This window comes from Blastopirellula marina (genome assembly GCF_002967765.1).
In the GTDB taxonomy this organism is placed as follows: Bacteria; Planctomycetota; Planctomycetia; order Pirellulales; family Pirellulaceae; genus Bremerella; species Bremerella marina_A.
Genome location: NZ_PUHY01000015.1, coordinates 336061 through 351870, shown reverse-complemented (window position 1 = coordinate 351870; position 15810 = coordinate 336061). Strand labels below are relative to the sequence as shown.

General features: G+C 53.8%; 12 protein-coding genes. 6 read left to right on the top strand and 6 right to left on the bottom strand.

What is annotated here, in order from left to right; all coding sequences use genetic code 11:
• Positions 1-2271 carry a xanthine dehydrogenase family protein molybdopterin-binding subunit gene (locus C5Y83_RS25935; RefSeq protein WP_105333064.1) on the top strand — a complete coding sequence of 757 codons (2271 nt, stop codon included), beginning with the start codon at positions 1-3 and terminating at the stop codon, positions 2269-2271.
• 3 nt (positions 2272-2274) lie between these two features.
• On the opposite strand, the gene C5Y83_RS25930 is transcribed toward C5Y83_RS25935, so the two are convergent.
• The gene (locus C5Y83_RS25930) at positions 2275-4269 is read right to left on the bottom strand and encodes a vWA domain-containing protein (RefSeq protein ID WP_105332700.1); all 1995 of its coding nucleotides are present in this window, start codon (positions 4267-4269) and stop codon (positions 2275-2277) included.
• Between the two features lie 216 nt (positions 4270-4485).
• On the opposite strand from C5Y83_RS25930, the gene C5Y83_RS25925 reads away from it, so the two are divergent.
• Complete coding sequence (locus C5Y83_RS25925; RefSeq protein WP_105332699.1) at positions 4486-6141, top strand: hypothetical protein; 1656 nt, start codon at positions 4486-4488, stop codon at positions 6139-6141.
• A 25-nt stretch (positions 6142-6166) separates the two neighbouring features.
• Here the strand turns inward: C5Y83_RS25925 and C5Y83_RS25920 are convergent, their stop codons facing one another.
• The gene (locus C5Y83_RS25920; protein ID WP_105332698.1) at positions 6167-7126 is read right to left on the bottom strand and encodes an ornithine cyclodeaminase family protein; all 960 of its coding nucleotides are present in this window, start codon (positions 7124-7126) and stop codon (positions 6167-6169) included.
• A gap of 26 nt (positions 7127-7152) precedes the next feature.
• Positions 7153-8679, bottom strand: a complete 1527-nt coding sequence (gene xylB, locus C5Y83_RS25915) for a xylulokinase (RefSeq protein ID WP_105332697.1) — start codon at positions 8677-8679, stop codon at positions 7153-7155.
• A gap of 364 nt (positions 8680-9043) precedes the next feature.
• On the opposite strand from xylB, the gene C5Y83_RS25910 reads away from it, so the two are divergent.
• Positions 9044-10180 (top strand): glycosyltransferase family 4 protein, encoded by a 1137-nt coding sequence (locus C5Y83_RS25910; RefSeq protein ID WP_105332696.1) that lies wholly within the window; start codon positions 9044-9046, stop codon positions 10178-10180.
• Between the two features lie 484 nt (positions 10181-10664).
• On the top strand, positions 10665-11252 hold the full coding sequence (locus C5Y83_RS25905) for a hypothetical protein (RefSeq protein ID WP_105332695.1): 588 nt from the start codon (positions 10665-10667) through the stop codon (positions 11250-11252).
• Here C5Y83_RS25905 and hemG read toward each other — a convergent pair.
• Positions 11234-12676 carry a protoporphyrinogen oxidase gene (gene hemG / locus C5Y83_RS25900; RefSeq protein WP_158262523.1) on the bottom strand — a complete coding sequence of 481 codons (1443 nt, stop codon included), beginning with the start codon at positions 12674-12676 and terminating at the stop codon, positions 11234-11236. The genes C5Y83_RS25905 and hemG overlap by 19 nt on opposite strands.
• 178 nt (positions 12677-12854) lie before the next feature.
• Between hemG and fhcD the strand changes: the two genes are divergently transcribed.
• On the top strand, positions 12855-13739 hold the full coding sequence (gene fhcD, locus C5Y83_RS25895) for a formylmethanofuran--tetrahydromethanopterin N-formyltransferase (RefSeq protein WP_105332693.1): 885 nt from the start codon (positions 12855-12857) through the stop codon (positions 13737-13739).
• A 120-nt stretch (positions 13740-13859) separates the two neighbouring features.
• Here fhcD and C5Y83_RS25890 read toward each other — a convergent pair whose 3' ends face one another.
• Positions 13860-14393, bottom strand: a complete 534-nt coding sequence (locus tag C5Y83_RS25890) for a helix-turn-helix domain-containing protein (protein ID WP_105332692.1) — start codon at positions 14391-14393, stop codon at positions 13860-13862.
• On the opposite strand from C5Y83_RS25890, the gene C5Y83_RS30025 reads away from it, so the two are divergent.
• On the top strand, positions 14392-14523 hold the full coding sequence (locus tag C5Y83_RS30025) for a hypothetical protein (protein ID WP_261341480.1): 132 nt from the start codon (positions 14392-14394) through the stop codon (positions 14521-14523). The two genes, C5Y83_RS25890 and C5Y83_RS30025, sit on opposite strands and share 2 nt — an antisense overlap.
• Before the next feature lie 389 nt (positions 14524-14912).
• Here the strand turns inward: C5Y83_RS30025 and C5Y83_RS25885 are convergent, their stop codons facing one another.
• Complete coding sequence (locus C5Y83_RS25885) at positions 14913-15527, bottom strand: glycosyltransferase family 2 protein (protein ID WP_146117929.1); 615 nt, start codon at positions 15525-15527, stop codon at positions 14913-14915.
• Positions 15528-15810 lie beyond the last annotated feature (283 nt).

Below are 15810 nucleotides of genomic sequence, written 5' to 3'. Positions count from 1 at the left end.
ATGAACGGATCTCCCATTTCCTACAGCGACAAGAAGTACCAAGTGCTGGGAACACGGCCCATCCGTCACGATGGAACCGATAAGGTGACCGGTCGCGCGATCTACACCAACGATGTTCACTTTCCTGACATGCTTCACGGAAAGATTTTGCGAAGCCCACATCCGCACGCCAGAATCGTTTCCATCGATACAGCAGCGGCCGAACAGATTGACGGCGTTTTCGCGGTGATGACCGGCAAAGATTGGCCCGATCTGAAAGATAAGATTGCCAATTTGGGTGAAGGCGCGATCAACTTGGCCGACCTCGGCGCTAACTGTATGGCTTTGGACAAAGTTCTTTATAAAGGGCACCCAGTCGCCGCCGTTGCCGCACGGAATGTGCACGTTGCCGAAGAAGCATTGGCATTGATCCAGGTTGAGTATGAAGTCTTACCCTCGGTGATCGATGTCCAGGAAGCGATGCGAGACGATGCACCGATCCTCCATGACGACCTTCGAACTGATTACCTCGGCCAGAAAGGGGACAAGCCAACCAACATTGCCTTGCACCTGGAGTTTGAAACAGGCGACGTTGAAAAAGCGTTCGCTTCGGCCGACGTCGTGATCGAACGAGAATTCAAAACAGCGACGGTGCACCAAGGTTACATCGAGCCTCATAACTCGGTCGCCCTTTGGAACGAGGATGGCAAGCTGAAGATCTGGACGTCTACCCAGGGAGCATTCACCTGTCGCCAACAAGTCGCGGAACTGCTGCAAATTCCGATATCAAGCGTGACCGTAACCCCATGCGAAATTGGCGGCGGATTCGGGGGTAAGATTTCGGTTTACCTCGAACCGATTGCTGCGATCCTTAGTCGAAAATGTGGACGGTCAGTAAAGATGGTCATGCAGCGAGACGAGGTATTCGAGGCAACCGGCCCGACCCCGGCTTCGTTTATGCGAGTCAAAGTTGGCGCTACGAAGGATGGCAAGCTTGTCGCTGGCGATGCTCATCTCGCTTATGATGCGGGAGCTTACCCAGGCGGTGTCATTGGCCCCGGATGCATGTGCTTGTTTAGCTGCGTTGAACTTCCCAATGCTCGCGTTCATGGTTACGACGTTTGTCTCAACAAGCCGCATACCCAAGCGTATCGTGCTCCCGGCGCAACTCAGGCCGCATTCGCATTCGAATCGGTCATGAACGAACTCGCCGATACGCTAGGCATTTGCCCTCTCGAACTTCGCCTGTTGAATGCCGCGAAGGAAGGAACACGTCGTGTTGATGGCCCCGTTCTCCCAAGAGTTGGCTTGGTCGAATGCCTGGAGGCCGCCAAGAACAGCGATCATTGGAATACGCCGCTAGAAGGTGCGAATCGCGGACGTGGTATCGCGGCAGGCTTCTGGTTCAACATTGGTCTAAAGTCGAGTGTGTCGGCCACCGTCAATAACGACGGCACGGTGAACCTGCTCGAGGGATCCACCGATATCGGCGGGACGCGAACTTCAATTGCGATGCAATTGGCGGAAACGTTGGGCATCGCCGCAGAAGACGTTCACCCCAAAGTGGTCGATACTGACAGTGTTGGTTACACCGATGTCACGGGTGGAAGTCGCACGACGTTTGCCACTGGATTGGCCGCATACGAGGTAGGGCTCGACCTCAAGAAACAACTTTGCCAGCGAGCTGCAGTGCTGTGGGAATGCGACGCTGACGCCGTGCAATTTCATCAAGGGACCTTCTCGCATAAGGGTCACTCCCTGACTTTCCGTCAACTCGCCGAACAGTTGCCCGAGACGGGCGAACCGGTCGTAGGTCGGGCATCCATTTCTAAGGATGTCTCAACCAACGGCTTCGGTGTGCATATCTGCGACGTTGAGGTCGATCCCGAAACTGGCAAAGTTCGCGTCTTGCGATACACTGCAATTCAGGATGCAGGCAAGGCAATCCACCCCAGCTATGTCGAAGGACAACTGCAAGGGGGTGTCGCCCAAGGAATCGGGTGGGCGCTGAATGAAGAGTACTTCTATCGAAACGATCACACCGTCGCTAACGCGTCGCTTCTCGATTACCGAGTCCCTACGTGCTACGACCTACCGATGATCGATACGATTATTGTCGAGGTTCCCAATCCAGATCACCCTTACGGAGTCCGCGGCGTGGGAGAAACGCCGATTGTCGCGCCTCCAGCGACGCTTGCTTCCGCTATTTATCACGCCTGTGGAGTACGAATGACCGAGCTTCCGATGTCACCTCCGAAACTTTGGAAGGCGATCTCGCTGCACGAAAAATAGAAACTACAGCTTAGGGATTCGTACCGGCATAGGTGGCGGGGCATTCGGCATTTGCATCGCCGGAGCAGGTCGTGGCCGATTAATTCGACGCGTATCGACGAACGTCGGTTCAAGCTTCACCCCAAATCCACGGCGAATCTCCCAACTCGCCCGCGTTGCCCAAGGGGTTCCGGCATGGTCGTCGATCACTTGCTTTAGTATCTCTTGCGAAAGTGCGATATCTGCTTCCGTTTTCTCGGCAGATGCCAGTTCGTTACTCGTCCCGAGCCGCCAACCACGAAATTCCATGTACGACGGTTGAGACGGTAATTTCGGTGGGTTCTGTAGAAAGTTCGTCAGGTACGCACCATATTCAAACGCGCGAGCTCGGTAGGCTAATAGCTGGCCATACAGTAGATCATAATTCGCCACCCATCGCACCGAGGTCGACTCGTCCCGCAGGTTTCGGTTCTTTTCCGCAACTTCAATAGCTCGATCCAAATAGTTGATGTAGGTGATCATCTTCGCTTGCTGCTTTCGAACATCTTGCGCGAACCGCTTTGGATCACCACTAAAGCTCTGCTGAATCTCAATCACATCTGACACACTCTCTTGGTACGGATTCAGATCGTAGATGATCTTAGTGACCAATGTCTTAAGTGGATCGTTCTTGACATCCGTCAGTTGCTCCAAGCGGGAGCGAAGGTCAGGGCGGTAGCGTTCCATCAGCTTTGCTTCATAGCGACGATCGATCGACTGGTTGATGTTCGACTCCTCGCCCGGAAGCATAAAGAAGATCCCACCCGTTTCCTTGGCCATGCGGACCTGTTCGTAGGGACCGAAGCCACTCGCCATCGCGTCGGTTCGCTTGCCGAAACCGTCGGTCTGTAGTTGTTCCACTAAAGCCGCTTCGGGACCACGATCGACCGGTAACAAATGGGTGCTACCGGTTTCGGGATGAACCCAGCGAACGTGGGCATAAGGATAACCAAACACGGCTTCACGTCCCAGGACATACACGCGGGCCTCGGTGGCCTGGGCGACCGAAATGGCTTTTTCCAAGCGACCTTCGTTGTCCTTGGTGTTGCCGCTTTCGTCGGTGACCACAATCAAAGCGATCTTCCGATCGGCGGTCTTGGAATATCGCCGGTGCAAAGTCAACGCTTCGCCGACGGCTGAGCAGAACATTTCTTCCCCCGATGGATCGACCGGAACCTCAGCGATTGCTTGATCAATTTCTTCCGCATCGCTGGTTGGCGCTCGAGTATGTAGTTGGAAACCTTGACCAAAACTAGCGACTGCCGAGGTCAGGGCATTTCCTTTCGAATGTTCACTCAAGCCGACTTCTCCATAGATCCGATGGATCCGGCGACGAATCTTTTCCTGATCATCTTTCATACTTTCCGATTGGTCGAACAACCAAATCACCAAGACCTTGTTTTTGGAAAGCATCCAGATCAGTTCCTGAGAGATCTGATCCATCGCCTCTTGATAGTCACCGACAACCGCTTGTACAGAACCAACAGAGCCAATCGGCATGTCTTCAATTAAAGATTCGGTGTTCTTCGTGAGAAACGAATTCACATCGAGCGTGACCTCTGGTCCATCCAGGTATTCTGAAGGCGGCAATTCGAGCGAAGGAGCACTGAGCGAGGCGTCAACCATTCCTTCCATGCCTTGCTCGGTGATGGTAAGGTTCGCGATCGTCATTTCTGTGGCGATCTTCTCCGATTCGTCTAGCTCGAATTCCAGTGGGCGTTCTCGCTCTTCGTCCTCTGGCTCGACCACCACAAGCTCGACCTGCTTGGTAGGAAGCTCCGCAATTGTGAACATCGCCAACAGCAGGATCAGGGCGAAGTGGAAAGAGAAAGAAACGAGGAAGGATGCCGATCCCGTGATATTATCCCAAGACAGAAGTCGGCGCTTGGGCAGCTCTTGATCGGCGCGGACCGCTAGCAGGGATTGAATAAGTTTGGCCTGGGAATGAGACCAGTCTTCTTGCTGGGCAGGTCGTTGCATGCGCGTCGGTCATGTCAGATAGAGGTAAAGCACCAACCTAGAATCACTTAATTAATAGTAGAAGATGGCTGAGAATCTCGCCACGGAAAAACACAATCACATCAGTTTCCTTTGGAAATTCCACACTATTGGCCTGGATGGGATTGGATGGATTTGATAAAGCACGGCTAACTTGCGCAATTATTCAATGACAACTCGCCCTAGCCGAGGCTTGCCGTGTCTGTTTTTCGTAATCTTTTGATCGTGGGACTCTTGGTCTGCGTTGCCTATAACGGCTACGTTATTTACCGCAATCAAATGGTCACCTCACCCCCTGCTGACCAAGAGGCAGTTGCGGAAGCGCCGCTCTTCAATGCGGAGGCGTTTACTGAGTTAGCCGAGAACCGTAGCCAAGCCAATATTGAAGTGCCCCCCACGGTGGTTACCTCAGAAACCACCGCCGAAACAAACATACCGGTAGCAAACCCGGTGCTTGAGGCTGCGGCCGAAGTCGAGGACGTTACAGCCCCTTCGCCAGCCGACGCAGCCTCAACCAGCACCGTCATGGCAGAGATGCCCTTGGAACCGAAGAAGACCAGTCGCTTTTCGGAACCAGCGGACGCGAACATGCCAGCACCGAGGTTGACTGAGCCTGAAACCTCATCGAAGTCCTCCGTAGCCACACCCAACGTGCTCGCCTTCGACGATTTCATCGCCAAGATCGCCGATCTAGAAGCTGCATTCCAATGGAAAGAAGCCCTTCAAGAGATCGACAAGGTCAGCAGTAGTTGGAATTACACCGATGAACAGATGCAGCAAATCCGAGACAAGGGAGACTTCCTGGCTAAGGCGGTGATTTACGCGCCGAATAAGCACCTGGCCGAACGACCGATGACGTTCCTACCGGGTATGTCGCTGGAACAAGTTGCGAAAGAACACAAACTGCCAGTTCGCTTCCTCAAGTTAATCAACGACTGGACCGACGAAAACGGTCCTACCCCGGGCGACTCGATGAAGATCCTTCAAGGTCCTGTCCTGATGGCCGTAGATTTGAAAGCGAAAGAGATACGACTGCGTGTGGGGGATCTGTACGCCGGGCGGATGCCCATCGGACAATTCGAGGTCACCGACTCTGGAACGAACGTGATCTCCAAGACCGAGAACGCCAACAAGCTGACGATGGGCAACGTTGCCTTAGTGAAGGATGAAGACGGATTGGTCCCGGAACCTAACTCGATTTTGATCGCTGAGAATGATTGGGACTTGGTGCAATCGTTGACCGACGTCCCGTTGAACCTGAACTGGTTTCCGGTAGCAACACCCAAGCCAGTAGCCCCTGAACCAGAAGTCGTCGCCGAAGCGAACAAGACCATCGAAAAGATTGCTGCGGAAAGTGCCGCCAGCGCCTCCGTCGAGCCGACAATTTCAGTTCAGCCGATCGATGCATTGAAACTTCAAGTCTACACGCCCAACGAGAAGGCCATCCAAGGCACTCCGGTTAATTACGGCATCGAGGTCACCAATTTGAGTGATAAAGAAACCGACTTGGTGCAAATTGTCGTCAACATGTCGGAAGGGATCGAACCACTAAAAGTGGATGGTCACCCGGGCAAGGTGGGACTAGGACAAGCGATGTTCGACCCGCTGACGATTGCTCCTGGCAAAAGCATTCGACTTACCGTCACGATCGACACTCGCCAAGTCGGCAGCTTCGTAGTGCGGCCGGAAGTTCATTGTGCTCAGCCGGTGACGAAATACGCAACAGAGATCCAATTGCGTGTAGCCAACGCCGAGTCGATCACAGCAAACTCGCCACGCCAACCGACTCAGCCGATTCATTCACCTGAATCGGTAGCCGAGTTGCCTCAGAACCCGGCCGAGAGTGTCCGCTAACATGAAACGTCGATTCGGAGTCTCCTCAAAACGGTAGATCGACGCCGATTTCAGGTTGGCTTCCTGCAAGTTCCAAGAACTTGGTTCCCAGGGCCACGTCGTGCAGCGCTAACCCAACCGTTTTGTAAACGACAATGCTGTCTTGGTTGTTGCGACCGATCGAATTTCCGGCCATCACATCGGACAACGAGACCGCCTTGGTCCAATCGAGGTAGCCTTCTTCTTCCGCGAGAACGAAATCACCAGCCTCACCACGACACGCTTCGATCGAATCGCAAACCCAATTATCGGCGCGCCGCACGGTTATTACATCGATCTCACGTTTGAAGTTCCAGTTCGCTCCAACGGCACAGACAAGCGCGCCTTCCGCCAACAGGTTGCCGTCAAACACCGGATGCTTGCTGGTTGTCGCCGTGATGACCAGCGGCAAATCCTCAACCGCTTCGCGCGGATCGTGGACCGGCAGAACCTCGAGCTTAAGTTTCTCCGACATTCGTTCGGCGAACGCCTGGCGTTTTTCTTCATCTCGAGAATAGACGTAGGCTTGCGCGAGAGGAAACTCGGTCGCCATCGCCGTTAGCTGGCCTTCCGCTTGCCAACCGGCGCCAAACACCCCCACCTGCGTAACAGGCTTTTTGGCCAGATACCGAGCACCAACGGCGGAGGAGGCAGCGGTGCGCAATTGCCCAAGCCGATCGGCTTCGATCAGGGCAATCATCTGCCCTGAATCCGTATCATAGATTCCGACATGAAATTTGGCGCCGATGCGCGTCGTCGAATACATCTTCCAGCCGGCAGTTCCCAGGTACTCGGCAGATGCGTGCATCCCGTGCAGCACGAAGCCTGGTGCCCGAGCTCTGCGACGTGGTACGTTGTCGGCACCACCAGAGCCGAGTTGGCGAAAGCTTTCGTCGACGACTTCGATCGTGGTGGCCATGTCTAACACATCCGCCACTTCTTCTTCGCGATAAAAACGGCACGTCATGTCGCCATCCCTTTCCGCACTCGGCACTAGTCGTCCAGACGCCCCAACTTCTTGAAGTCGTCTTTCAACGCTCGATATAGATCTTGGTAAACCAGGAAAGCCTTATCGTAATACTTCTTCGCGGCGCGATCTGGCTTCGTTTCGCTCACTTCGCGAATCGTTGCCGCACAGGCCTCCTGAATATTCTTATACGCTCCGGCGCCAGTCGCTGCCAACAAGGCGACCCCATAAGCAGGACCTTGTTCGGCATTCAACGTAACGACCTTCTTACCGAAAACGTTGGCCTGCATTTGACGCCAAAGCGGACTTTTGGCGCCGCCTCCTCCAGCACGAACTTGACGGACAGGAATACTCATTTGATCGAGCACTTCCAGGCTTTCGCGAAGAGAATAGGTCACCCCTTCCATGATCGCACGTGTCACATGGGCTCGCTCGTGCTTCAGCGTTATGCCAATAAAGCAGCCTCGAGCATCTGGATCGGCGTGCGGAGTTCGCTCGCCAGCCAGGTAAGGCAGCACCATCAATCCTTCACTTCCACAAGGGACGGACTCGGCTTCTTTCATTAGGGTGGCGTAAGGATCGACCTTGCCACGTGGTCCTCGCATTTCGCTGCAAAGCTTCTGCACGAACCATTCCAGTGTTCCCGCTGCACACAGCGTGACTCCCATCATGTGCCATTTGCCACGTACGGCATGACAGAACGTATGCAAGCGACCTTCTGGATCAGCGGCCATTTCATCGCTGTGCACGAACATCACGCCGGAGGTTCCCAGCGAACTCGCCAAGATTCCTTTCTTCACAACCCCATTTCCCAGTGCGTTGGCAGCGCAGTCCCCTGCTCCACCAACAACTACGCAGTCAGTCGTCAGTCCCAACTGTTTGGCCGCTTGCTTAGTGAGGGTACCGGTGACGTCCTCCGATTCGTAGACGGTGCCGAGCAGGCTTGGATCGAGTTCGAGTTTCGAAAGCAGCTTGGTCGACCAATTCCGATTGGCGACATCCAAGAGCAACATTCCACTGGCATCGCTCACTTCGGTGGCATACTCGCCAGTCAGACGACGACGCACGTCGTCCTTCGGCAAGAGCACTTTCGCCAAGCGATCAAAGTTCTTCGGTTCGTTGTTGCGCAGCCACAAAATCTTCGGGGCAGTAAATCCAGTGAGCGCTGGATTGGCTACCATTTTGATCAAATTCTTACGGCCGCCGGCCCGAGACTCAATCTCGGCACATTCGGCTGCCGTGCGTTGATCGTTCCACAGCAGCGCAGGCCGAATGACCTGGTCGTCCTTATCGAGAAAGACCGAGCCATGCATCTGTCCCGAAAGACCGATCGCCTTGACATCTTCCGGCTTGGCCTTGGCGGCCTTTACCACGGCCCGAACGGTTTTGACCGTTGCTTTCCACCACAATTCAGGATCTTGCTCGCTCCAGAGAGGCTTCGGATGCGAAGCCGGATAGCTAGCAGACGATTCCGCCAGTATGCTGCCATCCTCCGCCATGGCAATGGTTTTGGTTCCGGACGTACCAATATCGATTCCCAGATAGATATTCACAGGGGTGGCTTCCTCAATGTGGGGCGTAGGACGAGAAGGACGAGGATGAAAGGCATCGCTGAAAACGCCTATTCTGCCCTATTTGAACGGCAGAACCAAGCGTCTTAGACGCTCGCAGTGCTGGCATTGTTAACTTCTTATAACGATTGTGACTCGAACCGGGATGCTAGCAAATGGAAACTAGGCAAATCAATCGTTTAGATTCGTATTCCCCCCGGACGATGAAACGGGTAATCTCTGGGCCCTGCATAGGCTGGATGGATAGGCGATAATTCGCCCCGCCCGCTTAGCAGAGTTGAAGTCGCACCAACGCTGCCCAGGTGGAGATCGCTTTTCCCAGGGGAAGTTTCCGACAACAAACTTCATGCACCATTCACCCATACGTGTCGTTCTCGATTTGGAAAAGTCACGGAACCGCTGTTCCGGACTGGGGCAGTTTGCCTACCATCTTGGACGGGCGCTGACGACCGAAATGACCGCTCGCGGACTGGAACCAGTCCCGCTGGTCGCTGCGGCGCAGGAGCATGATTTCGAGACGCAAGATACCTTGCTTGCCAAAGCATGGCGAAAAGAAATGTTTCAGCGTTGGTACCGCTGGACGCAAATGATCACCCCGCCTGACACAGCCCTTTGGCATGCCACGCATCAACAAGCTCGCTACCTTCCGCTTAATTCCAAGACCAAGGTCGTTCTCACGATTCACGACCTAAATTACCTACGCGAGAAAAATGGCAAGAAGATCGTTCGCGAACATCGACGCATTGCTCGTCTCATTGCCAGGGCTGACGCAGTCACCGTAATCTCGCGTTTTGTCGCCGAAGAAGTACAGCAACACTTTGATTTGGGCAACCGCCCGCTTCGCGTGATTTACAACGGTCGCCCTGAAACCTCGCAGATTCCTGCCGAACGACCAACTTGGCTCAGTGAAGATCGACCGTTCCTCTTCTCGATCGGGATCATCGACCGCAAGAAGAATTTCCACGTACTCTTGGACCTCCTACGAAACTTACCTGGCCGAAATCTGATTGTCGCTGGCCAGAATGACTCGGACTATGCCATCGAAATCTTGCGAACTGCAGCGCATTTGGGCGTGGCTGATCGCGTGATTCTGCCAGGTCCGGTCAGCGACGAGCAACGACAGTGGCTTTATGAGAACTGTGAATCATTCGTCTTCCCATCGCTTACCGAGGGTTTTGGCCTACCCCCAATCGAAGCAATGACGGTCGGCAAACCAGTTTTCCTGGCACGTCGCACCAGCTTACCGGAAGTAGGCGGTAAAAAGGCGTTCTACTGGGATGACTTCTCGGCCGAGCACATGTTGGATGTCTATCAGCAAGGCATGGAGACCTTTCAGCAGGTCCCTAATTATGCCGATCAACTGAAGCAATCTGCCGCCCGATTCTGTTGGCGCAATGCTGCGCGGCAATATGTTGATCTCTACCGGGAAGTTCTTAACCTCCCAAGCACCCTCCGAGATGAGGCGCGGTTGGCCGCAGCGTGATCAATCTCCCCCTTCGTAGAGTGATACAACGGAGAGGGATAGCGCATTAATACCCATTTGCGGCATTTTTTCCTTGACCACGCTCAAGCAGACCGCTATTCTGCTCGATATAACCTATTGTCGAATCGACTCTTGCGCGGTCGAGAAACTGAGACCGCGGTTCGATCGCACTAGATGTGCGGCGAACTTAAAACGAATGTAGAATTGGTTCCCATTACCTATAGGTGTACCTCCTGGGGCAGGGTATCGAGCTGATATCAGGCTGGTACATGGTTGCGTTTCAATCGTAGGTAATGGGAACTTTTTCTCTTTCTTGGCAGCACTTCTTTGCTCATCAAGTAACTTCGAGTCGCACTACATCAAGCTGCTCATCTTGCGGTCGCCGCTTGCCCGCAAAGTCGACCGAATCGTTAAAGTCGTGCAATTCGGTCAGACGATAACTTGGAATACAGTTTCATGTCACTTGGAATAAGAAAGCTCGCGTATGAATATCGCAGCAGCACTACCGATCGGAATCGGAGCCGCATCGCTGGCGGCCGGGACTATCCAGTCCACCGCCGAGAACTTCTTTTCGTTCTTGCAGAGTGACACCGAGGAAAACTCGGCTACCAAATCCTCAGAGAGCAGTCAGGCTGTCGAATCGTTCCTGGCAGCTAACGGGCAACTTAACGATCAGTCCGAGGATATTCGTGATGAGCTGAAACGCTTACTGTCGCAGTTCGAAGACGTCCTGCGTCGCTCGGCCCACAGTGCTGGAATCGACTTGCCAGAGTCTTATCAACTGCAATTCAATCCAGATGGAAGCTTGCAGTCCGATCCGGATGATCCCTTCGCTCAACAAGTGAATGCTCTCCTGCAGAAGTCCCAGGAGGCATCGACGTTGCTTTCCAGCATTGCCGCTCAGACATCCGCATTAAAAGCGGCCGGCGATCAGGCTCGATTTGCTCAAGCTTACAATGAAGACCCGCAAGCTGCTGTTGCAGAGCTTTCGCACGATCAACAAAAACGCTCCTCGCTGAACGTTACCTACGTTGGTGGCGAGGCAGCCAATTATCAATTGGTCTCAGTGTAGGTCGGCGTGGACTGTTTGAGGTATTCAATAACGCGCGATGCAGCTGCTTCCCCGCTCTGAATACATTGTGGAACCCCAACTCCTCGATAAGCGTTGCCGGCTAACTCCAAGCCTGGCAGCTTAGACGTTTCCTCCTCAAGCGCAGCGACGCGATCGAGATGACCGAGGTGATACTGCGGCATCTTGCCATTCCAGCGGGTCACCATGAAGTTCTCTGGCTCCCCCTCGAGCCCGATCAGTTCCTCCAGTTCGCTCTGGACAATGGAACGCATCTCGTCATCGTTGAGGTCAGCCAGTTCTGGATGGCAGGCACCGCCGACGAAAACCCGCATGATCACCTTACCCTTCGGCGCTCGACCAGCGTACTTGGCACTTGAGAAGCTCACCGCCAAGATCTTCCGGTTTTCGATCTCAGGTACTACAAAGCCAAATCCTTCAACCGGTTTGCGAATCTGCGATTGATCGACGGTCACAATCGCGACGCTGCACCCAGCATACGGAATCTGACGTAGGAACTTGGCTAGGTTATCATGCGGCGATAATACTTCGGCAGCCTGTGGAGCGGGTAGCGCAACAATCACGGCATCGAAGCATTGCTCTTCCCCATCATGCTGAACAAGCCAACCATGTTCTCCTAGCTGAATTCCGTTGATCTTCGCCCCAAGATGAATCGTTTGCTCTGCCAGGCTCTCTCGCAGCTTGCTGATCAACTCGGCCATACCCTTCCGGGGAGCGACGAACATCGAATAGCGTGCACCGCTCTCTTTTCCCTCACCGCTGGTTTGAGAACGCTTCCGCATTCCTTTTATCAGGCTGCCGTGCTCACGTTCCATCTTCACGAACTGTTGAAGCGTTGCTTGAACGCTAAGTTTTTGAGGATCGGCGGTGTAAATGCCGCCAATCAGTGGTTGAACTAAACGATCGTAGACTTCCTGGCCCAGACGTCTCGTGACAAACGATTGCAAACTTTCGTCGGCAGGGCTATCCCTCCTTTTGACAAAATACTCCTGAGCCAAACGTAACTTTCCAGCCCAAGAGAGAATGGGCGTCGTGACGACCGACCACATTTGGCTGGGGGCCATCAAGACAAACCCTTCAGGCACTGGATAAAGATTTCCTTTCCGTAGCACATAAGCCTTGCGCAAGGACTCATTGGTAGGCAACAGATCTGCCTCCATCCCTAACCGCTTACACAGATCTAAAGCGTAGGGAATGTTGGTGATGAAGTTGTCGGCGCTATGTTCCAACAAATAGCCATCCGAAGTGTGCGTTGTCTGCAGCACGCCCCCCAATTTCTGATCTGCCTCGAAGAGATGAATCTCGCAGCGGGGTTCAAGTTCGTTCAAGCGATGCGCGGCGGCAAGTCCGGAAATCCCCCCTCCAATCACTGCAACTCGACGTGAATTTGAGGATGGTTGGGTCATGGCTGGCCTGTTTTCATAGGAGTTCGCGTTTCGAAGGGTTTCCCTATTGTAGAACGTGATGCTTCGATTGGTTACCCAAGCGTCCGTTGGGCGGGGTTGGCAGAAGGGGGAACGCGGGGGAAGATATGGCATCAGGGCCTCCCCTAAATAACTAGGGCTTATTCCGACGGAAGACGTTGTGCAGATTGGTAATACTCAAATCGTCGATACCTTTGCCGAAGCCTTCGGGATGGTCTACACGCGTCTTATCATCACCGCCTTCGACGAGCATTGGCTTTCAGCAGCGACCAACGAGGTTTGCGGCTACGGCAGTAGTGTGATCGCATGTGACGCCGAAGTGGGCGTCGAACGCCTTTTAACGACCGAAGAAACTCCCGATGGACGCCCTGGTGCCGCCGTCTTGGCATTTGGTTTTTCAGGTGACGCTCTCTCCAAAGCGATCTCGAAACGGGTTGGCCAGTGCGTGATGACCTGCGCCTCGACCGCCGTATTCGATGGCCTTCCAGAAGCAGAAAAGCGCTGCCCACTTGGAAAAACATTGCGATATTTTGGCGACGGCTTCCAAAAGAGTAAGGTCGTCGGAGGAACCAGGTACTGGCGAATTCCTGTCATGGATGGTGAGTTCTTGTGCGTCGAATCCGTAGGTATTGAAAAGGGAGTCGCCGGCGGGAACATCATTTTCCAAGCGATCGATCAACCCACCGCGCTCACAGCCGCTCGACAGGCCATAGAAGCTTTGGCTCCCATGGCCGACATCATCGCGCCTTTCCCAGGAGGCGTTGCCCGAAGTGGGAGTAAAGTGGGATCGAAATACAAGGGGCTCATGGCCTCTACTTCCGATAGCAATTGCCCCACACTGCGTGGCCGAGTCGAATCGCAGGTTGTCGAAGGAGCGAACTGCGTTCTCGAAATCGTGCTGGACGGAACCAGCGAACAGGCAGTGGCCGCAGGAATGAAAGCCACGATGAACGCGGCCGCGTTAGAAGGTGTTCTGGCAATCGGTGCTGGCAACTATGGCGGAAAACTTGGCAAGTTTCATTTCCACCTTAAGGACTTGGTCTAAGTCCGTGCCACTTGGCGGAACCTAATCTTCTGACGTTCAAAAAAAATGACCCAGACTCGAGCAAGTCGAACCTGGGGCATTTGGGGGTGTTCGGGACGAAAGCGCTGTGACGCGGAGAGGTTAGTCTCGCATTGCATTGATAATCGAATCGCAGGCGATACTACGCTCAGCGATTTGGCCTAAGTCGTTCAGCGAGCGACGCTGGCCTACGTTATTCCAAGCATTGATTTCCGCCAGTTCCGGCATCAGATCAATCAACTGATCGACAAGCACTTCCGACAAAATTCCGATGTTCGGTTCCTGCGTTCGCTCAGAAATCGCTTTCACCGTTTTCATGATCCGTACCAACTTGGCACGTTCACGAATCGGGGATGAAAGGTTGTTCTGTGGCTCTTCCAGAAGATCTGCGATCGGAACATCTAAGATCTCAGCCCATTGCAGAAGCTCGGAGACCAGTAGATCAGTGTCGGGCTTTTCCTCTTCGCGAACCTGGGAAGCAGGCATGCCTAGCTTCCGAGATGCCGTTCGAAGGGAAACTCCCTGTTGTTTACGTAGTTCGCGAATGCGATGCAGCCTACGAGGGGACTTTTTGCCCATCTCGGAAGGCGCAAACGGAATAACCGCGTGGTCCATAGTCAATGGAACCGTAGCCATGAGAAGTCCTCCCTATTCCGGAGACTTTACCGATTGGCTCGTGGGTGAATTCGCCACCAACGTCGTAGACAACATTCCACGTGAGATCCGCTGGGCGCAGGAGCGTCCAGTGAAGAAGTGGGATAGTTGATTGTCTGTTCCGGTAGTTTCGAATCAGGCCCAATTGCCAGGGGTGCCTAGTCCCATCGGCGAAGCCTTGTTTTGAAGCCGAGTAAGCGCCCTCGAGGAGAGTCAGGACGTCACCAAACTTCGTGAAAAGTGTGCCTGAAAACGCTTCAAGCATCGGAATGAGTCCGAAGCTGCCGCGGATGACCGCCCTAATCAGTTAGGACTTGGTGGTCACCTTGGTGAGATAATGAGGAAAATAGCGCCTGAATCATTTTCTCGGCACTGGCTGATTCTATCGAAAGGTTTCAATCAAATCAAGCGTTTCTCAAATTTATCGGAAAGTAATTTGCCCCAGATCACATGATAAGGGGCAGCATCTGAACTAACCGAAAACTTCACCCAATTTGCCGTTTATTCGCCGGTAGCGAAGTCGTGCAAACGCTTGAGAAAGCGTGGCATTTTCAAACGGGGTGATTGCGGTTGAACAACGTCTTTTCGTTCTTGCGAATTGCCGTTCTCCGGGAGCAGGGCTTCCGGCAACTCTTCCAGTTCCGAGATATCCGCCCCCCAAGCCGACAAACGTCGGAGCAGGTCTTCGTTCAGCGGGCGAGGATCTTCTGGCAAAAGGTGCTCAGGAAATGCAGGAGCAACTGGACTGATGACTTGCTGCTGACCAGCGGCCGTCGCATCGACGTGCATGGCCCATAACGAAACGATATCGTCGGAAGTCAATTTGCGATCCATATCCTGGATGATAACCACAGCGCCCGAAGCAGCCGCCAAACCGAGATCGATAGCCGTCGCGTTGCTTTGTTTGGGCATGTGCCGACGCGAACGAACTTGGGGATAGCGACAAACCAAGTCGTACAGTACTTCTTCCGTACCGTCGGTCGAGCCGTTATCGACGATCATCAGCTCGAATTCAGTCGTCAGGTCGGCCATGATCTCCAGCAGGCGATCAACTTCCGCGGCGATGCTCGATTGGACGTTATGAACCGGCATGACGATGCTAAGAGACTTATTCACGACGGTACCTTTGTCCTAATGCATTTGGGGAGAAATCATTGCAGCGTTAGGGGGAAGAATGCCCCAGTTGGCCTAATCGTCGGCCAGCCTTCTAACCATTCGGCAAAGCGATTCCAGTGACTACAACGCTAGCGAAGTCGGTTCGGATGTGCCGAGTCTTACGAGTAAGCCGAATGATCTCCCCGATTTGGCTGTACCGTTTACCCGGGGGTCAGGGTTAAGAAGTGGTCGTCTCATTCGCCGTAATTCGCTAGTCACACGCCCCCTACCCGGTTGCCGATCG